20 protein-coding genes are annotated in these 24547 nt (G+C 71.9%); 11 read left to right on the forward strand and 9 right to left on the reverse strand.

Going from position 1 to position 24547, the window contains the following annotated elements:
• A partial coding sequence (gene pgi / locus ABT232_RS35055) for a glucose-6-phosphate isomerase (protein WP_351847929.1) occupies positions 1-1098 on the forward strand: 1098 nt, incomplete at its 5' end.
• 153 nt (positions 1099-1251) lie between these two features.
• The gene (locus tag ABT232_RS35060; RefSeq protein WP_351847932.1) at positions 1252-2256 is read left to right on the forward strand and encodes a hypothetical protein; all 1005 of its coding nucleotides are present in this window, start codon (positions 1252-1254) and stop codon (positions 2254-2256) included.
• A 28-nt stretch (positions 2257-2284) separates the two neighbouring features.
• Here ABT232_RS35060 and ABT232_RS35065 read toward each other — a convergent pair whose 3' ends face one another.
• Genes ABT232_RS35065 through ABT232_RS35075 form a run of 3 tightly spaced genes read right to left on the reverse strand, consistent with a single transcriptional unit; the run spans position 2285 to position 5931 of the window.
• Positions 2285-4615, reverse strand: a complete 2331-nt coding sequence (locus ABT232_RS35065; RefSeq protein WP_351847935.1) for an FtsX-like permease family protein — start codon at positions 4613-4615, stop codon at positions 2285-2287.
• A gap of 51 nt (positions 4616-4666) precedes the next feature.
• Positions 4667-5419 carry an ABC transporter ATP-binding protein gene (locus tag ABT232_RS35070; RefSeq protein WP_351847938.1) on the reverse strand — a complete coding sequence of 251 codons (753 nt, stop codon included), beginning with the start codon at positions 5417-5419 and terminating at the stop codon, positions 4667-4669.
• Entirely contained in the window at positions 5416-5931 is a 516-nt protein-coding gene (locus ABT232_RS35075) for a PadR family transcriptional regulator (protein ID WP_351847940.1), read from the reverse strand. The genes ABT232_RS35070 and ABT232_RS35075 overlap by 4 nt, the downstream gene beginning before the upstream one ends.
• A gap of 121 nt (positions 5932-6052) precedes the next feature.
• Between ABT232_RS35075 and ABT232_RS35080 the strand changes: the two genes are divergently transcribed.
• From ABT232_RS35080 to ABT232_RS35105, 6 genes are all read left to right on the forward strand, one after another.
• The gene (locus ABT232_RS35080) at positions 6053-7327 is read left to right on the forward strand and encodes an ABC transporter substrate-binding protein (RefSeq protein WP_351847943.1); all 1275 of its coding nucleotides are present in this window, start codon (positions 6053-6055) and stop codon (positions 7325-7327) included.
• Between the two features lie 192 nt (positions 7328-7519).
• Positions 7520-9154, forward strand: a complete 1635-nt coding sequence (locus ABT232_RS35085; RefSeq protein ID WP_351847945.1) for a glycoside hydrolase family 13 protein — start codon at positions 7520-7522, stop codon at positions 9152-9154.
• Between the two features lie 113 nt (positions 9155-9267).
• Positions 9268-10596 (forward strand): ABC transporter substrate-binding protein, encoded by a 1329-nt coding sequence (locus ABT232_RS35090; RefSeq protein ID WP_351847948.1) that lies wholly within the window; start codon positions 9268-9270, stop codon positions 10594-10596.
• Positions 10597-10598: 2 nt separating this feature from the next.
• Positions 10599-11960, forward strand: coding sequence for a carbohydrate ABC transporter permease (locus tag ABT232_RS35095; protein ID WP_351847951.1), 1362 nt, complete (start codon positions 10599-10601; stop codon positions 11958-11960).
• A complete protein-coding gene (locus ABT232_RS35100) occupies positions 11957-12796 on the forward strand; it encodes a carbohydrate ABC transporter permease (protein ID WP_351847953.1) in 840 nt (279 codons plus the stop codon). The genes ABT232_RS35095 and ABT232_RS35100 overlap by 4 nt, the downstream gene beginning before the upstream one ends.
• A gap of 89 nt (positions 12797-12885) precedes the next feature.
• Positions 12886-13620, forward strand: a complete 735-nt coding sequence (locus ABT232_RS35105; protein WP_351847956.1) for a DsbA family protein — start codon at positions 12886-12888, stop codon at positions 13618-13620.
• Positions 13621-13675: 55 nt separating this feature from the next.
• Here ABT232_RS35105 and pgl read toward each other — a convergent pair whose 3' ends face one another.
• The 5 genes from pgl to tkt are packed head-to-tail and all read right to left on the reverse strand — an operon-like array spanning position 13676 to position 20314.
• A complete protein-coding gene (gene pgl, locus ABT232_RS35110) occupies positions 13676-14458 on the reverse strand; it encodes a 6-phosphogluconolactonase (RefSeq protein WP_351847959.1) in 783 nt (260 codons plus the stop codon).
• Positions 14455-15549: a glucose-6-phosphate dehydrogenase assembly protein OpcA gene (gene opcA, locus ABT232_RS35115; RefSeq protein ID WP_351847961.1), complete on the reverse strand. Its 1095-nt coding sequence runs from the start codon at positions 15547-15549 to the stop codon at positions 14455-14457. Before opcA ends, pgl begins: the two co-directional genes overlap by 4 nt.
• Positions 15546-17069, reverse strand: coding sequence for a glucose-6-phosphate dehydrogenase (gene zwf / locus ABT232_RS35120; RefSeq protein ID WP_351847964.1), 1524 nt, complete (start codon positions 17067-17069; stop codon positions 15546-15548). Before zwf ends, opcA begins: the two co-directional genes overlap by 4 nt.
• A gap of 4 nt (positions 17070-17073) precedes the next feature.
• Entirely contained in the window at positions 17074-18192 is a 1119-nt protein-coding gene (gene tal / locus ABT232_RS35125) for a transaldolase (RefSeq protein ID WP_351847966.1), read from the reverse strand.
• A gap of 34 nt (positions 18193-18226) precedes the next feature.
• Positions 18227-20314, reverse strand: coding sequence for a transketolase (gene tkt / locus ABT232_RS35130; RefSeq protein ID WP_351847968.1), 2088 nt, complete (start codon positions 20312-20314; stop codon positions 18227-18229).
• Positions 20315-20778: 464 nt separating this feature from the next.
• Here tkt and ABT232_RS35135 point away from each other — a divergent pair, with 464 nt between their 5' ends.
• From ABT232_RS35135 to ABT232_RS35145, 3 genes are all read left to right on the forward strand, one after another.
• The gene (locus ABT232_RS35135) at positions 20779-21765 is read left to right on the forward strand and encodes a heme o synthase (RefSeq protein WP_351848020.1); all 987 of its coding nucleotides are present in this window, start codon (positions 20779-20781) and stop codon (positions 21763-21765) included.
• 94 nt (positions 21766-21859) lie between these two features.
• Positions 21860-22192 carry a hypothetical protein gene (locus ABT232_RS35140; RefSeq protein ID WP_351847970.1) on the forward strand — a complete coding sequence of 111 codons (333 nt, stop codon included), beginning with the start codon at positions 21860-21862 and terminating at the stop codon, positions 22190-22192.
• Positions 22193-22292: 100 nt separating this feature from the next.
• Positions 22293-23399 (forward strand): amidohydrolase family protein, encoded by a 1107-nt coding sequence (locus tag ABT232_RS35145; RefSeq protein ID WP_351847972.1) that lies wholly within the window; start codon positions 22293-22295, stop codon positions 23397-23399.
• 94 nt (positions 23400-23493) lie between these two features.
• Here the strand turns inward: ABT232_RS35145 and ABT232_RS35150 are convergent, their stop codons facing one another.
• Positions 23494-24501, reverse strand: a complete 1008-nt coding sequence (locus ABT232_RS35150) for a COX15/CtaA family protein (RefSeq protein ID WP_351847974.1) — start codon at positions 24499-24501, stop codon at positions 23494-23496.
• Positions 24502-24547 lie beyond the last annotated feature (46 nt).

A 24547-nucleotide genomic window follows, 5' to 3' on the forward strand; every position in this document is an offset into this window, starting at 1 on the left:
GTGGACGGCTCCGACCTGCACGAGGCCACCCGCGACCTGGACCCGGCCGAGACGCTGTTCATCGTCGCCTCCAAGACCTTCACCACCATCGAGACGGTCACCAACGCCACCTCGGCCCGCGACTGGCTGCTGCGCGAGCTGAACGCCGGTCAGGACGCGGTGGCCCGGCACTTCGTCGCGCTGTCGACCAACGGCGGGAAGGTGGCGGAGTTCGGTATCGACCCGGACAACATGTTCGAGTTCTGGGACTGGGTCGGCGGCCGCTACTCGTTCGACTCGGCGATCGGCCTGTCGCTGATGATCGCCATCGGCCCGGACCGCTTCCGGGAGCTGCTGGACGGCTTCCACACCGTCGACGAGCACTTCCGCACCGCTCCCGCCGAGGCCAACGCCCCGCTCCTGCTGGGCCTGCTGGGCATCTGGTACGGCAACTTCCTGGGCGCCCAGTCGCACGCGGTGCTGCCGTACAGCCACTACCTGTCCAAGTTCACCGCGTACCTCCAGCAGCTGGACATGGAGTCCAACGGCAAGTACGTCGGCCGGGACGGGCAGGAGGTGGACTGGCAGACGGGGCCGGTGGTGTGGGGCACGCCCGGCACCAACGGGCAGCACGCCTACTACCAGCTCATCCACCAGGGCACCAAGCTCATCCCGGCGGACTTCATCGGCTTCGCGGAGCCGGTCGCCGAACTCGACGCCGGGCTGGCGGCCCAGCACGACCTGCTGATGGCCAATTTCTTCGCCCAGACGCAGGCGCTGGCCTTCGGCAAGACGCCGGAGGAGGTCCGCGCCGAGGGCGTGCCCGAGGAGCTGGTGGCGCACAAGACCTTCAAGGGCGACCACCCGACCACCACCATCCTCGCCCGGGAGCTGACCCCGTCCGTCCTCGGCCAGCTGATCGCGCTCTACGAGCACAAGGTGTTCGTGCAGGGCGCGGTCTGGAACATCGACTCCTTCGACCAGTGGGGCGTCGAGCTGGGCAAGGTGCTGGCCAAGCGCGTCGAGCCCGCGCTCACCGAGGGTGCCGAGGTGCCGGGTCTGGACCCCTCCACCCAGGCTCTGGTCGCCAAGTACCGGGAACTGCGCGGCCGGAGCTGACCGCCGGGTGAGGATCGGCGGGCGCTGACGACCGGCCGCGGATCGGCGGGCGCTGCGGAGCTGCGGGCGCTTGCGGGCGAGCGGGCGGCCTCGGGCGCCCGCTTCCCGTAGACTCCGGGCGATCATGAACACGATGGCTCGGGGGAGCACAACGTGACATCTGCACATGGGAGTTGGACAGGCGGCACGCTGACGCCGCGGTCGCTGCTGAGGCCCAAGGAAGTGGCCCGGGCGGTGTTCCACCCGGTCTGGATCCCGGACTCGCTGGACCCCTCGGTGGACACGCTCAAGCGGATCCGGCTGATCGCCGGGACGATCGCGGCGGTCGGCGTCTACACCTTCGTCCAGGGCGGGTTCGCCTTCGACGAGGTGCTGGAGAACATGCTCACCGCCTCCGCCGTGCTGCTGTTCATCACCCCGCTGACGGTCGGCGCGATGCTCTACGTCTGGCGGCGCGGTGGCACGGTCCGGTCGCTGAAGCGGGCGCTGCTGAACTCGCTGAAGCTGCTGCTCGCCTTCGTCGGCACGATCGTCGGCACCGTCCTGGTGTGGCGGCTGGCGAGTGGCGCGGGGCTCTTGGTGCTGCTGCTCGGGCCGTTGGCGCTCTGGCTGACCGCCGTCGTGATCCGCGGCGCCGTGCACGTCTCCGGCAACTTCTTCGGCACCGCCGGAGTCCACCGCTGCCTGCCGCCGCTGCTGGCCACGGTGACCAGCTGGCTGATGGCCGTCCCCGACCTGGTCACCGGCGACCTGCACGGGCTGAGCCTCACCATGGGCGTCGTCTTCATCCTGGGCGCGCCGCTGACCGTCACCGGGATCGCCCTGCTGGAGATGGGCCGCCTCAAGCAGCGCTACGGCATCCGCCTGGCCGCCCACCCGGCCACGCTGCCCCACCTCCCCGGCCCGCCGCCGATGCCACCGGCCATGCCACCGACGGCACCGCCGTACGTCCCGCAGCAGGGCAACCCCTACGGCAACGCCCCGTACACCCCGCCGCAGGGCACTCTGTCCGGCAACCCGTACGCGCCCCAGGGCAACCCGTACGGCACCGGCGCCCCCTACGCACCGCCGCAGGGCAGCCCCTACGGCGCCCCGTACCCGCCGCCGCAGACGAACCCGTACGGCCATCCCTACGGGCCCGGTGCGCACGGCGGCTGAACCGCGCGGGCGGTGAGGGCGGTGGGGGTCAGGCGACGGCGCTGAGCGTGTCCGCGAGCCGGCGGCGGGCAGAACGGGCCGCCGGCAGCGCGGCGAGCGCCGCCGCTCCGAGCACGGCGGCCGTCCCGAGCAGCACCAGCAGCGCCGGCGCGGGCCCTTGGGCGATGCCCGCGCCGATACCGCTCGACCTGCCCTGGGCGTCGATGAGCCAGTGCGCGAGCGGCAGCCCGAGGGCCGTACCGAGCAGGACCGCCGCGAGGGTGGTGCAGGCGGTGGCCGTGACGGTGATCGCGGTGATCTGGCGCGGGGACAGTCCGATCGCCTTCAGCGCCAGCAGGTCCCGCTCGCCCTCGCGGACGGTGCCGCCGATCGCGGTCAGCAGCTCGATCAGCCCGATCAGGGCGAGGACTCCGACCAGCCCGAGGACGACTCCGCGTACCGCGGACAGCCCGTCGGCCGGGTTCGCCACGGCGTGCACATCCAGCCGGCCCTGGCCGGCCGCGGTGAGGCGGTCGGCGACCTCGTGCGGATCGGCGCCCGGCGTCAGCCGCAGCTGGTACAGGGTCGGGCGCAGTCCCGGGTCGTTCGCGCGGAGGGTGTCGAGCGAGGTGGTGACGACCCGGCCGGCGTTCTCCGGCTCGATGCTGCGGCCCACGATGTGCAGGATCTGCGGCTGCGAGCCCACCGTCATCCGCACCCAGTCGCCGACCCGCGCGTCCAGCAGATCGAGCAGTCCCTGCCCGGCCACCGCCTCGTCGGGCCCGCGCGCGGGACGGCCCTCGGCGAGCGTGTACGGGTAGGGCTCCTGGCGGGTGCCGAGGCCGCGCAGGGCGATGGTCGCGGTCTGGCCCGGGACCAGGGCGGCGACCTCCACGCCCGGGTAGGCGGCGGCGACCTGCGGGTCGCGTTCGAGCAGGGCGCGGGCCCGCGCGTCGCTCAGTCCGCTGTCCGCGCGCACGCTGAGCGCGGCCGGCAGACCGACCCGTTCGGGGCTGCTGTGGAACCGCTCGATGGTGGTCCACGCGCTCAGCGCGACCACGATCAGCAGCAGCGGCAGCGCGAGCCGGGCCACCGTGCCCAGCGAGCGCGGGCGCCGGCTGAACGCGGTGTGCCAGCCGAGCACCAGCGCGGGCGGCACCCCGAGGCCGAGCGCCCGCGCCCCGACCGCCCGCGCCCCGGGCGTCCTGGCCCCGGCGGTCCGGTGTCCCGCACCCGGCCGCCGCCCGCCCGCGGGCCCCGCGGCGCGCGGCACCGGTACCGGCGGCACCCGTCCCGCCCGCCACGCCGCCAGACCGGTGGTCGCGCCGATGAAGAGCACCGCCGCCACCGGCACCGTGACCAGCGCGACCGTGTGCCCGGGCAGCCCCTGCCACACCCCGACCGCGTCCCCGAGCCGCCCCGGGAAGCGGCGGCCCAGCGCCTCGGTGAGCGCGGCCGCGGCCACGGCGCCCAGCAGGGCGTACGCCAGATGCTGGAGCAGGAAGACGCGGACCACCTGACCGGGCGTGAAGCCGATCGCCTTGAGCACGGAGATGTCCCGGAGGTGACCGCGGATCCGGGTGCCGATCGCCCCGTGCACCGCGAGCCCGGCGGCGACCAGCGCGCCGAGCCCGAACAGCCCCAGCACCTGCCCGAGCAGCCGGTTGTCGCCCTGCGCCTCGGAGCGGGCCTGCTGCCAGGTGGAGACCTCGCCGATCGCCCCGGCGCCCAGCACGGTCACGGCCCGCTGGACGGCGTACCCCGTGTCGTCGGGGTCCGTCAGGCGCAGGCCGATCACCTGGGAGTCCGGATCCGGCACCGCGGACGGCAGCGCCCAGACGAGCCCGGGCCGCTCACCCGGCCGGTGGCGCGGCTCGGCGCTGTCGGCGACGCCCACGACGGTCAGCCGGCGGGTGCCGCCGGGCAGGGTGAGGGTGTCGCCCGGCTCGGCGAGCAGGGCGCGGGCGAGGCGGCTCTCCAGGACCACGCCGTCGGGAGCGGCCGGGTCCAGCCAGTGGCCGGAGGCGAGCAGCGGCCGGCCGACGGACGGTGGCGCGGCCGGGCTGCCGCGCAGCTCGACGGAGACCCGGCTGCCACGCGCGGCGACGGTGGTGGCGGCGGTGGGATAGGGGCCGGCGACGGACTCGACACCGTCGAGCGCGGTGAGCCTGCCGGTGTCGGCGGACGGCGCGGTGTGCAGCCACACGTGCGCGCCGCGCGCCTGGGTGAAGACCCGCTGCCAGGGGTTGGTGGCGTAGCCGAACAGAGCCGTGGCCAGCAGCAGCGAGGTGACGATGCCCGCGGTGGCGAGGACCAGGAACAGCGCCTCGCCGCGGTGGGTGCGCAGATCGGAGTGCGCCCAGCGCAGGGTGGCTCGCACCGGCCTCAGCCCCTCGGCCCGGGTATCGGGCGGCGGTCGTGCACCCGCATGTCAGTCCTTGAGTTCCAGCACACCGGATATCCCCGGCCGGCGCGGCGGCGGGCCGCCGTCGAGTTCCGCGTCGTCGGCGATCCGCCCGTCGAAGAAGCTGATCACCCGGTCCGCCGCGCTCGCCAGTCGGGCGTCGTGCGTGACCAGCAGGATCGTCTGGCCGCGCTGGTGGAAGCGGGACAGCAGCCGCATCACCTCGCGGGTGCCCTTGCTGTCGAGGCTGCCCGCCGGTTCGTCCGCCAGCAGCAGCGGCGGGTGGTTGACCAGGGCGCGGGCGAGCGCGACCCGCTGCTGCTCACCGCCGGACAGCTCACCGGGCATGCTGCGCTCCTTGCCGGCGAGCCCCAGCTCGGCCAGCAGCTCCTCCCGCTCGGCGCGCGCCCGCCTGGGCGGCACACCGGCGAGCAGCGCGGGCAGCTCGACGTTGTCGGCGACGGACAGGTTCGACACCAGGTTGAAGAACTGGAAGACGATCCCGATGCGGCGGCGGCGCTCCACGGCCCAGCGGGCCTCGCTCCAGCCGTCCGTGCGCTCGCCGTCCAGCCGGATGCTGCCGGCGTCCGGACGCTGGAGCCCGCCGAGCAGATGCAGCAGGGTCGATTTGCCGGCCCCGGACGGACCGGTGATCGCCACGAACTCGCCGGAGCCGACGGACAGGTCGACCCCGCGCACGGCGTGGGCCGGCGCGCCCTCGCCGTGGTGCGTCTTCACCAGGCCCTCGGCGCGCAGCACGGGAGCGGGACCGTCGTTCACTCCAGCTCCTCCAGCTCTTCCTGGCACCGCTCCAGCCAGTCGAGGTCGGCCTGCAGGTGCAGCATCGCGCCCTCGATCAGCAGATGGGCGACGCGGTTGTCCCGGTCTTCGGCGGCGGCCAGCCGCGACAGCTGCCGCATGGTGTTCAGGTACTGCCGCCGCTGTCGGTTGATCAGGGCGATCTGGTCGGCGAGACCGGTCTGCGGGGCGAGCGCGAGCTTCATGAAGAACTCGTCCCGCACGCGCGGCTCGTCCTCGGTCTCCTCGAACCAGACGGTCAGAGCCTCCCGCCCGGCGTCGGTCAGGTGGTAGACCTTCTTGTTGGGCCGGCCGGACTGCTCGATGTCCTCGCCCTCGATCAGTCCGGACTTCTCGAGGCGGCCGAGGGTCACGTAGATCTGGCCGACGTTCGGCTGAGGGTACGCGGAGCCCAGCAGTTGCTCAAGGTCCTGTTTCAGCTCGTAGCCGTGGGCCGGGCCGCGCGCGAGGAGTGCCAGGAGGGGCAGGCGCACTCGTGCAGTCCTCCTGTCCTCCGTAATGTGCTCCAGGCCCTAGTATCGCCCATACCTAACGGGTATACATGGCCTCTGACCCGGGCGAGGGTGCCCGCGGCCGGTGTACAGGGAGGAACCTATGCGGTGGATGCGTGCCGCGGGTAGGGGCCTCCTCGTCCTCGTGGTGCTGCTGACCGGTCACGCCGCCTCCGGCGCGCGGGCGCAGGACGGCCACGGCGACGGCGGGCGCGGCCCGCTCACCCTGGCCACCGCCGGGGACCTCACCGGCTATCTCGGCCCGCTCCTCGAGGGCTGGAACCGCCGGCATCCCGGCGAGCGGGTCACGCTCGTGGAGCTGCCGGACTCCGCCGACGAGACGCACGCGCAGCTGGCCACGGACCTGCGCGGCGGCGACCGCAGCCGGTTCGACGTGCTCAACATCGACGTCGACTGGACCTCGGAGTTCGCCGCGGCTGGCTGGATACGGCCGCTGCCGCCCGACCGCTTCCCGCTGGAGTCCTTCCTGCCGCCGGTCGTCGACACCGCGACCTACGACGGCCGGCTCTACGCCGTCCCGTACGTCACCAACGCCGGCCTGCTGCTGTACCGCAAGGACGTGCTCGACGAGGAGGGCGTGCCGCCGCCGCGCACCTGGGCCGAGCTGGAGCGGTACGCGAAGACCATCGCCCCGCGCCACGGCCTCGACGGCTACGCCGGCCAGTTCCTGCCCTACGAGGGCCTGACCGTCAACGCGGCCGAGGCCGTCTACTCGGCGGGCGGCACGATCCTCGGTGACGAGGGCGAGCGGGTCACCGTGAACTCGGCGGCCGCCCGCGAGGGCATCGGGTTCCTCGCCCGCGGGGTGCGCGAGGGGTGGATCCCGCGCGAGGCGCTGACGTACAAGGAGGAGGAGTCCAAGCAGGCGTTCCAGGACGGCCGGCTGCTCTTCCTGCGCAACTGGCCGTACGCGTACGCCGTCGCCTCCGCAGAGGGCTCCGCGGTCGCCGGGAAGATCGGCGCCGTGCCGCTGCCGGGGCCGGACGGGCCGGGGACCAGTGTCCTCGGCGGCTCCAACCTCGCCGTCAGCGCCCATGCGCGGCATCCGGACACCGCCGCGCGCCTGATCGCCCACCTGACCAGCGAGCGCGTCCAGCGCCAGGTCCTCACCCGCGGCGCGCTGCCGCCCGTGCGCGCCGACCTCTACGACGATCCGGCGCTGGTCCGCGCCTTCCCGTATCTGCCGACGCTGCGCCAGAGCGTGCTGACGGCCGCGCCGCGTCCCAAGAGCCCGCACTACGACCAGGTCAGCCTGGTGGTGCAGGCGGTCGTGCACGACGCGATGGCCGGGCGCCAGACACCCGGGTCCGCGGTGCGCAGGCTGGCCCGCGAGCTGGCCGCCATCTCCCACCGCTAGTTACTTGTTAGGTAACGCCGACGTATCGGCTTGCCTTTTCGTGCCCTGATAAGTCCGGATTTTCTCGGCCAACTTCTCAGTAGCTTCTGTCCGTTCGTTGACACCCTCGCGACACGCCTACTTAACATGCATGCATAACCAGCAGGCGGCCTTGGCGCCTCCGCAGAGACTTCACAGAGACGAGTCGACGGGTTGAACAAGCACCACTGGTGGCGGGACGCGGTGATCTACCAGGTCTACGTCCGCAGCTTCCTGGACAGCACCGGCGACGGTGTCGGCGATCTCGCCGGCGTCCGCGCCGGACTGCCGTACCTGAAGAAGCTCGGCGTCGACGGGATCTGGCTCAGCCCCTTCTACCCCTCGCCGCAGCACGACCACGGCTACGACGTCGCCGACTACTGCGACGTCGACCCGCTCTTCGGCGACCTCGCCGAGTTCGACCTGCTCGTCGCCGCGGCCCGGCGCCTCGGCATCAAGGTGCTGCTGGACATCGTCCCCAACCACTGCTCCAGCGAGCACCCGTGGTTCCGCGAGGCCCTCGCCTCGCCCCCCGGCAGCCCGGCCCGCGCCCGCTTCCACTTCGCCGACGGCCGCGGCCCCGACGGCGCCGAGCCGCCCAACAACTGGCACGCCATGTTCGGCGGCCCCGCCTGGAGCCGCGTCACCGAGGCGGACGGCCGGCCCGGCCAGTGGTACCTGCACATGTTCACGCCCGAACAGCCCGACTGGAACTGGCGCCACCCCGGGACGCCCGCCGAGTTCGACCGGATCCTGCGCTTCTGGCTCGACCGGGGCGTCGACGGCTTCCGCATCGATGTCGCCGCCGGCCTGTTCAAGCACCCCGAACTGCCCGACTCGGACGACCCCGAGGCCGACGCCCGCACCCGCGACTCGGTCAACCCGCTCGCCTGGAACCAGCCCGAGGTCCACGACGCGTGGCGGCACTGGCGGTCGGTCTGCGAGGAGTACTGGGAACGCGACGGCCGCGAACGCCTCCTCGTCGGCGAGGTCTCCGTGCCCACCGCCCGCGAGCACGCGCGCTACGTCCGGCCCGACGAGCTGCACCAGGCCTTCTTCTTCGACCTGCTCGGCGCGCCCTGGGACGCCGACGCCTTCCGCAAGGTCATCTCCGAGGCCATGCAGGACATCGCCGGCACCGGCTCCACGGTCACCTGGGTCCTCAACAACCACGACCAGGTCCGCACCGTCACCCGCTACGGCGAACCCGCCCCCGGCGGCAGCGGCCTCGGCGCCGCCCGCGCCCGCGCCGCCGCGCTGCTGATGCTGGCGCTGCCCGGCGCCGCCTACATCTACCAGGGCGAGGAACTGGGCCTGCCCGAGGTCGTCGACCTGCCCGACGACGTGCTCACCGACCCGATATTCCACCGCACCGGCAGCCGCGCCCGGATCCGCGACGGCTGCCGGGTACCGCTGCCGTGGTCCGGCCAGGCCTCGCCCTTCGGCTTCACCAGCGGCGCGGAGGGCGCCAAGCCCTGGCTGCCGCAGCCGGAGTACTTCGCCGAGTACGCCACCGACCGCGCCCTCGCCGACACCCGCTCCTTCTGGCACCTGTACCGCGACGGCCTCCAACTGCGCGCCGCGCTGCCCCAGCTGGGCGAGGGCCCGCTGCGCTGGCTCGACACCCAGCCCGGTGTGCTGGCCTTCGCCCGCGGCGACGACCTGGTCTGCGCCGTCAACTTCGGTACCGCGCCGGTGCCGGCACCGGTCTCCGGCACCCCGCTGCTGTCCAGCGGCCCCTGCCCCGCCGGGGTGCTGCCCGGCTCGACGGCGGCCTGGTGGATCGACGACCTCCCGCTCCCCTCCTGAGCCACCCCCGACACCCCCACACCCCCACACCCCACACCCCCACACCCCCGTCACCCCCGACACCCCCCGCACCCTGCGCCATCCCGTGACCTCCTCCCGAAGGGACATCAACGATGATGCGACGACGTACCACCCTGCTCACCGGCTGCACCGCCCTCGTCCTGGCACTCGGCGCGACCGCCTGCGGCGGCGGCGAACCGGTCGCGGCCGGCGGCGGCGGCAAGGCGCTCGACGGCCAGACGGTCACCGTCGCCGGCGTCTGGTCCGGCGCCGAGCAGAAGAACTTCCAGAAGGTCCTCGACGCCTTCGCCGAGGAGACCGGCGCCGCCACCCAGTTCGTCTCCACCGGCGACAACGTCTCCACCGTCGTCGGCAGCAAGATCGAGGGCGGCAACGCGCCCGACGTCGTCATGGTCCCGCAGGTCGGTGTGCTCAAGCAGTTCGCCGAACAGGGCTGGCTCAAGCCGCTCTCGCAGAAGACCCAGCAGTCCGTGACCGCCGACTTCGCGCCGGTCTGGAAGGACTACGGCAGCGTCGACGGCACCCTGTACGGCGTCTACTTCAAGGCCGCCCACAAGTCGACCGTCTGGTACAGCCCCGACGCCCTCGCCCAGGCCGGCGTCGAGCCGCCGAAGACCTACGACGAGATGCTGAAGGCCGGACGGACCGTCTCCGACTCCGGACTCGCCGCCTTCTCCGTCGCCGGACAGGACGGCTGGACCCTCACCGACTGGTTCGAGAACGTCTACCTCTCCCAGGCCGGCCCCGAGAAGTACGACGCCCTCGCCGCCCACGAACTGAAGTGGACCGACGCCTCGGTGGTCGACGCGCTCACCACGCTCGGCAAGCTCTTCCAGGACAAGCAGCTGATCGCCGGCGGCTCCAAGGCCGCCCTGAACACCGACTTCCCCGGCTCGGTGGAGAAGGTGTTCGGCCCGGAGCCGGAAGCCGGCATGGTCTACGAGGGCGACTTCGTCGCCGGGGTCGCCAAGGACCAGTTCGGCCGGACGATCGGCGAGGACGCCGACTTCTTCCCGTTCCCGGCGGTCGGCGGCGGCACGGCACCCGTGGTCAGTGGCGGCGACGCGGCCGTCGTCCTGAAGGACGGCAAGAACCAGAAGGCCGCCCAGGCGCTCGTGGAGTACCTGGCCACACCGGAGGCCGCGGCCGTCTGGGCCGAGGCGGGCGGCTTCCTCTCCCCGAACAAGAAGGTCGACCTCGCCTCCTACGGCGACGACGTCACCCGCGCCACCGCCAAGTCCCTGGTCGCGGCCGGCGACTCGGTCCGCTTCGACATGTCCGACCAGGCCCCCGCGGCCTTCGGCGGCACCAAGGGCGCCGGCGAGTGGAAGATCCTCCAGGACTTCCTGCGCGACCCGTCCGACCCGAAGGCCACCGCCGCCGCGCTGGAGACCGCCGCGGCCAAGGCCTACCGGGACTGACCATGACCACGACCCTGATGAAAGCGACGAGCCCGCCGACCGCCCCCGGCGGCGGCACCCGCGGCCCGCGACCGCGACGGCGAGGGTGGCTCATCGCCCTGCTGTTCGTCCTGCCCGCGCTGCTCCTGCTGGGCGCGCTGGTGGTCTACCCGGTGCTCTTCTCCGTCGGCCGCAGCCTCTTCGACGCCTCCGGGACCCGGTTCGTCGGCGGCGAGAACTACACCGAGATGTTCCGCGACCCGGCCACCCTCAAGGCCGTACGCAACACGGCGATCTGGGTCGTCGTGGCTCCGGCGCTGCTCACCGGACTCGGTCTGATCCTCGCCGTGCTGGTGGAGCGGATCCGCTGGGCGACCGCCTTCAAGCTGCTGCTCTTCATGCCGATGGCGGTCTCCTTCCTCGCGGCCGGGATCATCTTCCGGCTCGCCTACGACGAGGACCCGGACAAGGGCGTGCTGAACGCCGCCGTCGTCTCCGTCCACGACGCCTTCCAGGGCACCTCGTCCTATCCGACGGCCCGGGCGCGCGACGGCCAGGGCCTGGTGAAGGAGGCGGACGGGGCCTACCGGACCGGCGGGAGCGTGTCGCCGGGGGACAGCGTGACGCTCGGGCTGGTCGGCGTCCGGCCGGCCGACCTGCCCGGCGGCGCCGAGCCCGCTCGCGCGGCGGCGAGCCGCCCGGCAGCCCCCGGTGAACTGCGCGGCGTGGTCTACCTGGACTTCACGCCCGGCGGGGGAGGGGAGCAGGGCAGGGTCGACCCGCGGGAGAGCGGGCTGCCGGGGATGCGGGTCGAGGCGGTCCGCGACGGCGAGGCGGCCGCCGCCACGACCACCGCGTCCGACGGCTCCTTCCGCTTCGCGGACCTGGACGACGGCGCGTACACCGTGCGGCTGCCGGCCGCCAACTTCGCCCCGCCCTACGAGGGGATCAGCTGGCTCGGACCGGCCCTCGTCACCCCCGCGATCATCGGGGCGTACCTGTGGATCTGGACCGGGTTCGCCATGGTCCTCATCGGCGCCGGCCTGTCCACGCTGCCCAGGGACGCGCTGGAGGCGGCGCGGATGGACGGCGCGAACGAGTGGCAGATCTTCCGGCGGATCACCGTGCCCCTGCTGGCGCCGGTGCTGACGGTCGTCTTCGTGACGCTCGTGATCAACGTGATGAAGGTCTTCGACCTCGTCTACATCATCGCGCCCGGCCCCGTGCAGGAGGACGCGACCGTGCTCGCCACCCAGATGTGGCTGGTGTCGTTCGGCGGCGGCAACAACCAGGGGCTCGGCAGCGCGCTCGGGGTCCTGCTCCTGCTGCTGGTGATCCCGGCGATGGTCTTCAACGTCCGGCGCTTCCGAAGGAGTCAGCGATGAACGCGGTCCGCCGCGGACTGGGCAGCGGCCTGGTCCAGGCCTTCCTGGTGGTGGTCGGGCTGGTGTGGATGACGCCGCTGGCCGGACTGTTCCTGTCCTCGCTGCGGTCCGCCGAGGACACGGCGAAGGGCGGCTGGTGGACGGTGTTCACCAGCCCCGGCCGGCTGTCCTTCGGCAACTACTCCGCGCTGCTGGAGAACGCGGGCATCACACAGGCGTTCTGGAACACCGTCCTCATCTCGGTGCCGACGACCGTGCTGGTCGTCGTCGTGGCCGCGCTCGCCGGATACGCCTTCGCCTGGCTGGACTTCCCCGGGCGGGACGCGCTCTTCCTGGTCGTGGTGGCGCTGCTGGTGGTGCCCGTGCAGATCGGACTGCTGCCGGTCGCCAAACTCTTCGGCCAGCTCGGCCTGTTCGGCACCATTCCCGGCGTCGTCCTCTTCCACGTCGCCTACGGACTGCCCTTCGCGGTGTTCCTGCTGCGGAACTACTTCGCCGAGATGCCGAAGGAGATGCTGGAGGCGGCCCGGATGGACGGCGGCGGCGAATGGCGGATCTTCACCCGCCTGGTCCTGCCCGTGGGCCGGCCGGCCATCGCCAGCCTCGCCATCTTCCAGTTCCTGTGGGTCTGGAACGACATGCTGGTGGCCCTGCTGTTCGCGGACAGCTCCGCACAACCCCTGACCGTCGAACTCCAGTCCCAGATCCGCCAGTTCGGCAGCAACATCGACGTACTGGCACCGGGAGCGTTCCTGTCCCTGGTGGTACCGGTCGCGGTGTTCTTCGCCTTCCAGCGGCACTTCGTGCAGGGGGTGATGGCGGGCTCGGTCAAGTAGGCCCCCGCCGCCCCCGCGAGAATCCCCTGTGCGGTTCCTGTTCGAATGCCCTAGCCTCTCGCTGACTTCAGGAGAGGCAAGGGGTGGGAATGAGACGTGCGGTGACCGCTGTGGCGGCGACCGTGATCGTGCTCGGCATGTCGCTCGTGGGCTGCGGCGAACGCCGGGTGCCCTACGACGGGCCGGCCGAGGTGCCGGAGAAGCTGGCGGCGGACGGCACGACCGTGGTGGTGGGCGATCCGTCGGCCGCCCTCACCATCCACCTCTACGAGGACCCCCGCTGCCCGGTCTGCGAGGAGTTCGAGACGACGGGCGCCGCCGAGGAGGTGCGGGAGGCGGTGTTGCAGCGGAAGGCCAGCGTTCGCTACACCCTGGCGTCCTTCCTCGACGACCGGGTCGGCGGCAGCGGCTCCAAGAAGGCGGTCAACGCCCTGCGAGCCGCCCTGGAGGAAGGCAGGTTCGCCGAGTACCACGAGGTGCTCTACGCCAACCAGCCCGAGGAGGCCGTCGACGGCTTCACCGACGCCTACCTGCTCGAACTCGCCGGCCAGGTCGACGGACTGCGGGGTCCGGCCTTCGACTCCGCGGTCAGGACCATGAGGTACCGCGCCTTCGTGACCGCCTCCGAGAAGGCCTACGAGCGCGCGGGAGGAACCGAGGAGCCCGAGGGACCCGGCACGCCCACGGCCGTCATCAACGACGTCCGCATCCCGACGGAGTTCAACGGACTGCTCTTCGACGGCGACGTCTTCGCCGACCTCCTGCGGGAGATCCAGGACGAACCCGACGACTGGCGCGACTACGAGTTCCCCAAGCTGGGCTGAGACATGACGACGCCGGGCCCGCGGCGAGCGGGCCCGGCGTCGTCGGTGCCGTGCGTCAGGGCGACGCCGGCGGATACAGCGATCGCGGCAGCTGTGAGGCCGCCGCCGTGTCCAGGAGCCACAGGGTGCGGGAGCGGCCGTGGGCGCCCGCCGCCGGGGCCTGGATCTCGCCCGCGCCCGAGAGGGCGATCGCCGCGGCGTTCGCCTTGTCCTCGCCGGCCGCCAGCAGCCACACCTCACGGGCCGCCCGGATCGCCGGGAGGGTGAGGGTGACCCGCGTCGGCGGGGGCTTCGGCGCGCCGTGGACGCCGACGACCGTGCGCTCGGTCTCGCGCACCGCTGGCAGCTCCGGGAAGAGCGAGGCCACATGCGTGTCGGGTCCGACGCCCAGCATGAGCACGTCGAACGCCGGCACCGCGCCGTGGTTCTCGGGACCGGCCGCGCGGGCCAGCTCCTCCGCGTAGGCGGCGGCCGCCGCGTCCACGTCGGAGCCGTACGGGCCGTCCGAGGCAGGCATGGCGTGCACGCGCTTCGGGTCCAGCGGCACCGAGTCGAGCAGCGCCTCCCGGGCCTGGGTGACATTGCGCTCGGGGTCGCCCTCGGGCAGGAACCGCTCGTCACCCCACCACAGTTCGAGCCGGCCCCAGTCCACGGCGTCCCGCGCGGGCGCGGCGGCCAGCGCGGCGAGCAGACCGTTGCCGTTGCGGCCGCCGGTGAGCACGATGGACGCGTAGCCGCGCGAGGCCTGGGCGTCCACGATCTTCGTGATCAGCCGGGCCGCCGCGGCCTGCGCCATCAGCTCCTTGTCGCGGTGCACGACCAGCTGCGGAGTGCTCACTTCGCCGCCGCCTTCTTCGCCGGGGCCTTCTTGGCGGCCTTCTTCGCGGGTGCCTTCGCGGCCTTCTCCTCGGGCTCCCGCACCGCGACCGCCTCCTCCTCGGAGACGACCGGGTCCTCGGAGGCCACCGGGTCCGCCGCGTGCGCGGGGGCGGGCTCCGCGGACGCCGTCGTCAGGCGCTCCACACCGAACCGCAGTGCCGAGGCGTAGGTGTCGTCCGGGTCCAGCCGGCGCAGCTCCTCCGCGATCAGCTCGGCGGTCTCACGCCGCTTGAGCGCCACCGCCCGGCCCGGCTGGCCCTCGATGGACAGCGTCGCCAGCGAGCCGTCGGCGCGGTCCAGCACGATCGGGCCGCAGTCGGTCTCCATGCGGACGGCCGTCAGACCGGGGCCGGCCGACACCGAGCGCTTGACGGGCACGTCCAGCCGGTCCGCGAGCCACATCGCCAGCAGCTCGCAGCTCGGGTTGAACTCCTCGCCCTCGACCTCGACGGCCTGCACCTGGCAGACGACCTGGTCCAGGGCCGCGGCCAGCATCGAACGCCAGGGCGTGATGCGGGTCCACGACAGATCGGTGTCGCCGGGGGTGTACGTCTTGGAGCGGGCGGTCAGCTCCCGCACCGGCTGCTCGGCCGCGTAGGTGTCGGTGACCCGGCGCTGGCCCAGCGCGCCCAGCGGGTCGTTCGCCGGATCCAGCGGCGCGTTCACCGGCCACCAGACGACCACGGGGGCGTCGGGCAGCAGCAGCGGCAGCACCACCGACTGGGCGTGGTCGACCACCTCGCCGTACAGCCGCAGCACCACGGTCTCGCCGGTGCCGGCGTCCGCGCCGACCCGGACCTCGGCGTCCAGCCGGGACTGCGTCCGGTCGCGCGGGGTGCGCGAGACGCGCTTGACGACCACGAGGGTGCGCGAGGGGTGCTCGCGCGAGGCGTCGTTCGCGGCCTTCAGAGCGTCGTAGGCGTTCTCCTCGTCGGTGACGATGACCAGCGTGAGCACCATGCCGACGGCCGGGGTGCCGATGGCTCGGCGGCCCTGCACCAGCGCCTTGTTGATCTTGCTGGAGGTGGTGTCCGTGAGGTCTATCTTCATGGCCGGCGCCAGCTCCGTCCGTCTCGCTCCAGCATTTCGTCGGCCTCGACGGGACCCCAGGTACCGGCCGGGTACTGGGCCGGCCTGCCGTGCGTGTCCCAGTACTCCTCGATCGGGTCGAGGATCTTCCAGGACAGCTCGACCTCCTCGGTGCGCGGGAAGAGGTTCGAGTCCCCGAGCAGCACGTCCAGGATCAGCCGCTCGTACGCCTCCGGGCTCGACTCCGTGAACGACTCGCCGTAGGCGAAGTCCATCGACACGTCCCGGATCTCCATCGAGGTGCCCGGCACCTTGGAGCCGAAGCGGACGGTGACGCCCTCGTCGGGCTGGACACGGATGACGATCGCGTTCTGGCCCAGCTCCTCCGTCGCCGTGGTGTCGAAGGGGGAGTGCGGGGCGCGCTGGAAGACCACCGCGATCTCCGTCACCCGGCGGCCCAGGCGCTTGCCGGTGCGCAGGTAGAACGGGACGCCCGCCCAGCGGCGGTTGTCGATGCCCACCTTGATCGCGGCGTAGGTGTCGGTCTTGGAGTCGGGGTCGGTGCCCTCCTCCTCCAGATAGCCGACGGCCTTGGCGCCGCCCTGCCAGCCGGCCGAGTACTGCGCGCGCACGGTGTCCCGGCCCAGGTCCTTCGGCAGCCGTACCGCGCCGAGCACCTTGGTCTTCTCCGCGGCCAGCGCGTCCGCGTCGAAGGAGGCGGGCTCCTCCATCGCGGTCAGCGCGAGCAACTGGAGCAGGTGGTTCTGGATGACGTCTCGGGCGGCCCCGATGCCGTCGTAGTAGCCGGCCCGGCCGCCGATGCCGATGTCCTCGGCCATCGTGATCTGCACATGGTCCACGAAGGACCGGTTCCAGATCGGCTCGAACATCGTGTTGGCGAAGCGCAGCGCCAGGATGTTCTGGACGGTCTCCTTGCCCAGGTAGTGGTCGATGCGGAAGACCTGGTCCGAGGCGAAGACCTCGTGGACGACCTTGTTCAGCTCCTCGGCCGACTTCAGGTCGTGGCCGAACGGCTTCTCGATGACCGCGCGGCGCCAGGAACCGCCCGTCTGGTCGGCCAGCCCGTGCTTCTTCAGCTGCTGGATGACCACCGGGAAGGAGCCGGGCGGCACGGACAGGTAGAAGGCGAAGTTGCCGCCGGTGCCCTGCGCCTTGTCCAGCTCCTCGATCGTGGCGCGCAGCTTCTCGAAGGCCTCGTCGTCGTCGAAAGTGCCCTGGACGAAGCGCATGCCCTGGATGAGCTGCTGCCAGACCTCCTCGCGGAACGGGGTGCGGGAGTGCTCCTTGACGGCGTCGTGCACGACCTGGGCGAAGTCCTCGTGCTCCCAGTCGCGGCGTGCGAAGCCGACCAGCGAGAAGCCCGGCGGCAGCAGTCCGCGGTTCGCGAGGTCGTACACGGCGGGCATCAGCTTTTTACGTGACAAATCACCCGTGACGCCGAAAATGACCAGGCCCGACGGCCCCGCGATACGCGGGAGCCGTCGGTCTGCGGGGTCACGCAGCGGGTTGCTGCTTGACAAGATTTCAGCCCTCCGAGGGGGCGAGGCGCTTCAGCTCGGCCTCGGTAGACGCCAGCAGGTCGTTCCAGGACGCCTCGAACTTCTCGACGCCCTCCTTCTCCAGGAGCTGCACGACATCGTCGTACGAGATGCCGAGCTTCTCGACCGCGTCCAGTTCGGCACGGGCCTGCTCGTAGGTGCCGGCGATGGTGTTGCCGGTGATCTCGCCGTGGTCGTCGGCGGCCACCAGGGTGGCCTCCGGCATGGTGTTCACGGTGTTCGGCGCGACCAGGTCGTCGACGTACAGGGTGTCCTTGTACGCCGGGTCCTTCACACCGGTCGACGCCCACAGCGGACGCTGCTTGTTGGCGCCCGCGCTCTCCAGCGCGCTCCAGCGGTCGGAGGAGAAGATCTCCTCGTACGCCTGGTAGGCGAGCCGGGCGTTGGCGAGGGCCGCCTTGCCGCGCGAGGCCTTGGCCTCGTCGGTGCCGAGCGCGTCGATCCGCTTGTCGATCTCGGTGTCCACGCGGGACACGAAGAAGGACGCCACCGAGTGGATCAGGGAGAGGTCGAGACCCCGCTCCTTCGCCTTCTCCAGACCGGAGAGGTAGGCGTCCATGACCTTGCGGTAGCGCTCCAGCGAGAAGATCAGCGTCACATTGACGCTGATGCCCAGGCCGATCACCTCGGCGATCGCCGGGATGCCCGCCTCGGTGGCCGGGATCTTGATCAGCGTGTTCGGCCGGTCGACCAGCCAGGCGAGCTGCTTGGCCTCGGCGACCGTCGCCTTGGTGTTGTGCGCCAGCCGCGGGTCGACCTCGATCGAGACCCGGCCGTCCTGGCCGCCGGTGGCGTCGAAGACCGGGCGCAGGATGTCGGCCGCGTCCCGGACGTCCGCCGTGGTGATCATGCGGATGGCCTCTTCGACCGTCACCTTGCGGGCGGCCAGGTCGGACAGCTGCTGGTCGTAGCCGTCGCCCTCGGAGATCGCCTTCTGGAAGATGGTCGGGTTGGTGGTGACGCCGACGACATGCTGCTGGTCGATCAGCTCCGCGAGGTTGCCGGAGGTGATCCGCTTGCGCGACAGGTCGTCCAGCCAGATCGCGACGCCCTCCTCGGAGAGGCGCTTGAGTGCGTCTGTCATGGAAATTGCATCTCCTACGTGTCGTATATGGGCGTCAGCGCTGGGCGGCGTCGAGCGATTCCCGGGCCACGGCGGCCACGTTCTCCGCGGTGAAGCCGTACTCGCGGAAGAGGACCTTGCCGTCGGCGGACGCGCCGAAGTGCTCCAGGGAAACGATGCGGCCGGCGTCACCGACGTACTTGTGCCAGGTGAGACCGATCCCGGCCTCGACCGCGACCCGCGCCTTCACGGCCGGAGGCAGGACGCTGTCCCGGTACCCCTGGTCCTGCTCCTCGAACCACTCGACCGACGGCATCGACACCACGCGGGTCGGCACACCGGAGGCCTGGAGCTGCTCGCGCGCCTCGACGGCGATGTGCACCTCGGAGCCGGTGGCGATCAGGATCACCTGCGGCTCGCCGCCGTCCGCCTCGAACAGCACGTAGCCGCCCTTGGCCGCGTCGTCGTTGGGCTCGTAGGTCGGCACGCCCTGGCGGGTCAGCGCGAGGCCGTGCGGGGCGCCCTTGCCGAACTCCTTCGTCCAGCGCTTGAGGATCTCGCGCCAGGCGATCGCGGTCTCGTTGGCGTCGGCCGGGCGGACCACGTTCAGGCCCGGGATGGCGCGCAGCGAGGCCAGGTGCTCCACCGGCTGGTGGGTCGGGCCGTCCTCGCCCAGACCGATCGAGTCGTGCGTCCACACGTACGTCACCGGCAGGTGCATCAGGGCCGACAGGCGCACGGCGTTGCGCATGTAGTCGGAGAACACCAGGAAGGTGCCGCCGTAGACGCGGGTGTTGCCGTGCAGCGCGATGCCGTTCATCTCCGCGGCCATGGAGTGCTCGCGGATGCCGAAGTGGATCGTGCGGCCGTACGGGTCGGCCTCCGGCAGCGGGTTGCCGGCGGGCAGGAACGACGACGTCTTGTCGATCGTCGTGTTGTTCGAGCCGGCCAGGTCGGCGGAGCCGCCCCACAGCTCGGGGACGACCTCGCCGAGCGCCTGGAGCACCTTGCCGGAGGCGGCGCGGGTGGCGACGCCCTTGCCGGGCTCGAAGACCGGGAGCTTCTCCTCCCAGCCGGCCGGCAGCTCGCCCTGGGCGATGCGGTCGTACTCGGCGGCGCGCTCCGGGTTGTTGTTGCGCCACTCCTGGAAGGACTTCTCCCACTCGGCCTTGGCCTGGCGGCCGCGGTCGAGGGCCTGGCGGGTGTGGCCGATGACCTCGTCGGAGACCTCGAAGGTCTGCTCAGGGTCGAAGCCGAGGACCCGCTTGGTGGCCGCGACCTCGTCGTCGCCGAGCGCCGAGCCGTGCGCGGCCTCGGTGTTCTGGGCGTTCGGGGCCGGCCAGGCGATGATCGAGCGCATGGCGATGAAGGACGGCCGGTCCGTGACCGCCTTGGCCTGCTGGATCGCCTCGAAGATGGCCTTCGGGTCCAGGTCGCCGTTGTCCTGGGCCGCCACGCGCTGGACGTGCCAGCCGTAGGCCTCGTAGCGCTTGACGGTGTCCTCGGAGACGGCCGTCTCCGTGTCACCCTCGATCGAGATGTGGTTGTCGTCCCACAGCAGGATCAGGTTGCCGAGCTTCTGGTGGCCGGCGAGCGAGGACGCCTCGGCGGAGATGCCCTCCTGGAGGCAGCCGTCACCGGCGATGCAGTAGACGTAGTGGTCGAAGGGGGACTCCCCGGCGGGGGCCTCCGGGTCGAACAGGCCGCGCTCGTAGCGGGCGGCCATGGCCATGCCGACAGCGTTGGCGACACCCTGGCCGAGTGGGCCGGTGGTGGTCTCCACGCCCGTCGTGTGGCCGTACTCCGGGTGGCCCGGGGTCTTCGAACCCCAGGTGCGGAAGGCCTTCAGGTCGTCCAGCTCCAGGCCGAAGCCGGCCAGGTACAGCTGGGTGTACAGGGTCAGGGACGAGTGGCCCGCGGATAGGACGAACCGGTCGCGAGCGACCCAGTCGGCGTCCGCCGGGTCGTGCCGCATCACCTTCTGGAAGAGGGTGTAGGCGGCCGGTGCCAGGCTCATCGCCGTACCCGGATGGCCGTTGCCAACCTTCTGTACGGCGTCGGCGGCGAGGACTCGGGCGGTGTCCACGGCCCGCTGGTCCAGCTCGGTCCACTCGAGTTCTGTGGTGGTCGGCTTGGTGCTCACCCTGGGTCAGGGCTCCTCTCCACATGTCGAATGCCGGTGTCCTGGGCGTACACCGACCGCCGGTGCACTCGGCGCCCACCGGCCGCTGTCGAGCCTACCCCCGTGAGAACGTGCATTTTTTCGAGTCATTCCAGACTGCCGGGACTCGCGGGGATCCGCCTCCTGACTGGGCCGTACCGACTTCGCCAAGTGAATACGAAGGTGCTCATCTGACCGCTCAATCGACGCTCATCCGGCGCACATGTAGGGGTCACCCGACGGTCATCGGGCGCACATCTGAGCGGGTGGCCGATCGCTCGGCCGAATGATCGTTTCCGAGCCTCCGCCATGCGCCGCAGTGCGCCGCCCAACACGACCCCACCCCCGCGAAGATCGGGGTATGGGCAACGTCTACAGTGGCGTGGTACGCGCGAGCCTTTACCGGGACTTCACACCGGGGGCTTGCTGGGATGTCTCTGTCAGGGGTGTGCGTGACGGCCGTTGAATCCCGTCCTGCGGATGGGGGCACCTCCCATGCCGTCAAGGCGATGGGGGAAATCGGGACGAGCCAGAGCCCGAGTCACCGGCCGTTCGGGGCCCGTGCGAAGGCGTTCGTGGCGCTGACCAAGCCGCGGATCATCGAGCTGCTGCTGATCACCACGGTGCCGGTGATGTTCCTCGCCGAGCAGGGCGTGCCCGACCTCGGTCTGGTGCTGCTCACCTGTGTCGGCGGGTACCTCTCCGCCGGCGGCGCGAACGCGCTGAACATGTACATCGACCGCGACATCGACGCGCTGATGGACCGCACGTCCCAGCGTCCGCTGGTCACCGGCATGGTCAGCCCGCGCGAGTGCCTCGCCTTCGGCATCACCCTCGCGGTGGTCTCCACGCTCCTGTTCGGCCTCACCGTCAACTGGCTGTCGGCCTGGCTCTCCCTCGGCGCGCTCCTCTTCTACGTCGTCGTCTACACGATGATCCTCAAGCGCCGCACCGCGCAGAACATCGTGTGGGGCGGCATCGCGGGCTGCATGCCGGTGCTGATCGGCTGGACCGCGGTGACGAACTCGCTCTCCTGGGCCCCGGTCATCCTCTTCATGGTGATCTTCTTCTGGACGCCGCCGCACTACTGGCCGCTGTCCATGAAGGTGAAGGAGGACTACGCCCGCGTCGGTGTGCCGATGCTGCCGGTCGTCGCCTCCAACAAGGTCGTCGCCAGGCAGATCGTGATCTACAGCTGGGTGATGGTCGCCGTCTCCCTGCTGCTCACCCCGCTCGGCTACACCGGCTGGTTCTACACGGCGGTCGCGCTGGCCGCCGGCGGCTGGTGGCTGTGGGAGGCGCACGCGCTGCAGAACCGGGCGAAGGCCGAGGTGACCGGCGCGAAGCTGAAGGAGATGCGCCTGTTCCACTGGTCCATCACCTATGTCTCGCTGCTCTTCGTCGCGGTCGCGGTGGACCCCTTCCTGCGCTAGACACCTTGCGTACCGGCCGACGGGCGGGGTGCGTGGCCAAGGCCACGCACCCCGCCCGTCGCCGTTTGATCTACCCATCGGTAGCATCCTGGCCATGGCAGACACGCAGCAGGTTGACGCGAAGGCCGAGCGCACGGTGGCCCGGCTCGCCAAGCGGATCAGCGCCTTCTCCAAGGCACACGGCGGGGCCGAGGGCCAGGTGGCGTACATCGGTCAGCGCGGCGCCCGGATCGTCCTCGTCGGTGAGGACGGCGGCTGGGGCGACCTGGTGGCCCCCTCCTACGAGATCGCCCAGCAGGCCGTGGCGAAGTCGGGCATCACCGCCCACGAGGAGTTCGACGGCGAGTTCGCCGCCAAGGTGAGGACCGGCCCGTACGAGTGGTCCCGGATGGCGGGCATCCAGGTGGGCGGTCCGGCGAACGGCTGACACCGCACGCGGTTCGCACGGGGTGTGCGACCGCAGTACCTGACGCCCGGTTCACCCGTTAGGACTCGTAGAGTCACGCGGTCCAGTCACGGGAGTCCGGATGATCGAAACGCCGTCCCTCGTGGACCAGTACTGCCACGGCGTACTGAGAACGGAGCTGGGCCTCGGCACCTTCGAGGCCCAGCTGGCCCGCACCGAGGGCCCGCCCGCGCCCGGCACCACCCTCTTCGACACCCAGACCGGGTTCGCGGTACGGCGCTGGTGCCCGCCCCTGCTCGGCCTGGAACCGCACTGCCCGCCCGCCCGCTACCTCGCCCGGCGCCGCGAACTGGGCGTCCTGGAGGCCGGCCGGCGGCTGCTGCGCGGCAGCGGCATCACCACCTACCTCGTCGACACCGGCCTGCCCGGCGACCTCACCGGCCCCCATGAGCTGGCCTCCGCCTCCGCCGCCGAGGCCCGGGAGATCGTCCGGCTGGAGCAGCTGGCCGAGCAGGTCGCCGACACCTCCGGCACCGTCGAGTCCTTCCTCGCCAACCTCGCCGAGTCGGTGCACGGCGCCGCCGCGAACGCCGTCGCCTTCACCTCGGTCGCGGGCGTACGGCACGGCCTCGCCCTCGCCCCCGAACCGCCGGGCCCCGGCGAGGTTCGCGGCGCCGCGGGACGCTGGCTGGCCGGCCGCCGGGTCGGCGGCGAGCTGAGCGACCCGGTGCTGCTGCGGCATCTGCTGTGGAGCGCGGTCGCCACCGGCCGGCCGCTCCAGCTGCACGCCGGGCTCGGGGAGCCCGGGCTGCGGATCGACCGGACGGATCCGGTGCTGCTCACCGACTTCGTCCGCGCCACTGCGGGCCTCGGCACCGATCTGGTGCTGCTGCACGGCTACCCGTACCACCGGCACGCGGCCCATCTGGCCGGCGTCTTCCCGCATGTCTACGCCGACTCCGGCGCCGCCCTGGTGCGCACCGGCGCCCGCGCGGCCACCGTCCTCGCCGAGATCCTGGAACTGGCCCCGTTCGGCAAGATCCTCTTCTCCAGTGGCGGCCAGCGCCTGCCCGAACTGCACGTCGTGGGCGCCCGGCTGTTCCGCGAGGCCCTGGCCCGAGTGCTCGGCGGCTGGGTGGCCGAGGGCGCCTGGTCCCTCACGGACGCCCAACGGGTGGCGGGCCTGATCGCGGCGGGGAACGCTCGGCGGGTCTACGGGCTGGAGTGAGGGGCGCTCGGCGGGTCTACGGGCTGGAGTGAGGGATGCTCGGCGGGGTGGGGCGCGAGGGGGGCCGGTCGGGCGCCGAGCTCGGACCCCGCGCTCAGGCCTCGGCCAGAGCCCGGTTCGGCTGTGGGGGTACGGGGGCCTCGTCGGGTGCGGGGCGCTCGCGGAGGGCCAGCAGCACTCGCAGGGTGCCGATCCACACCAGGCAGGAGCCGAGCATGTGGGCGCCGACCAGGACCTCGGGGAGGTCGGTGAAGTACTGGACGTAGCCGATCGCGCCCTGTGCGAGCAGGATCAGGAACAGGTCGCGGGTGCGGTGCAGGGGGCCGCTCGGCGCGTCCACCGCCTTCAGCACGAACCACAGCGCGAACGTCAGCGTCACCACGATCCACGCCAGCACCGCGTGCAGCTTGGTGACCGTCTCCCAGTCCACCGGCATGCGCGGCACATCGCTGGAGTCACCCGCGTGCGGGCCCGCGCCGGTGACGACCGTGCCGACGGCGATCAGCAGCACGGTGACGACGACCAGCACCCACACCAGCTGCCGCACCGAGGCGCCGACCAGCGGGCGCGGCGTCCCGTCGCCCTCCCGGGCGCGCTGCCACATCACCGTGGCGACCGCGATCAGCGCGGACGACAGCAGGAAGTGCGCGGCGACCGTGTACGGGTTGAGGCCGACCAGCACGACCACACCGCCGAGGATCGCGTTGCCCATCACGACCCAGAACTGGAGCCAGCCCAGCCGGGTGAGGCCGCGCCGCAGCGGATCGGTCGCCCGCGCGGCGATGATCGCCCAGCCGACCGCGGCACACAGCACGTACGTCAGCATGCGGTTGCCGAACTCGATCACGCCGTGCAGACCCATCTCCCGGGTCGTGGTGAGCGAGTCGGCGGTGCACTTGGGCCAGGTCGGGCAGCCGAGGCCGGAGCCGGTGAGCCGCACCGCGCCCCCGGTGACCACGATGACCACCGACATGACGAGCGCGGCGAGAGCCGCCCGCTGAACCGTCCTGGTGGTGGGGGTCCAGCGTGCGGCGATGAAGGCGAGCGGGTTGCGCAACGCCGCTTCGGCGTCGGCGCGGGTCAACTTTGGCACGCGCACCATCGTAGGGGGCCGCTTGTGCACGCTTTCACTAGGGGTGTGAAACAGG

This window comes from Streptomyces sp. NPDC001532 (genome assembly GCF_040298625.1).
Taxonomy (GTDB): Bacteria; Actinomycetota; Actinomycetes; order Streptomycetales; family Streptomycetaceae; genus Streptomyces.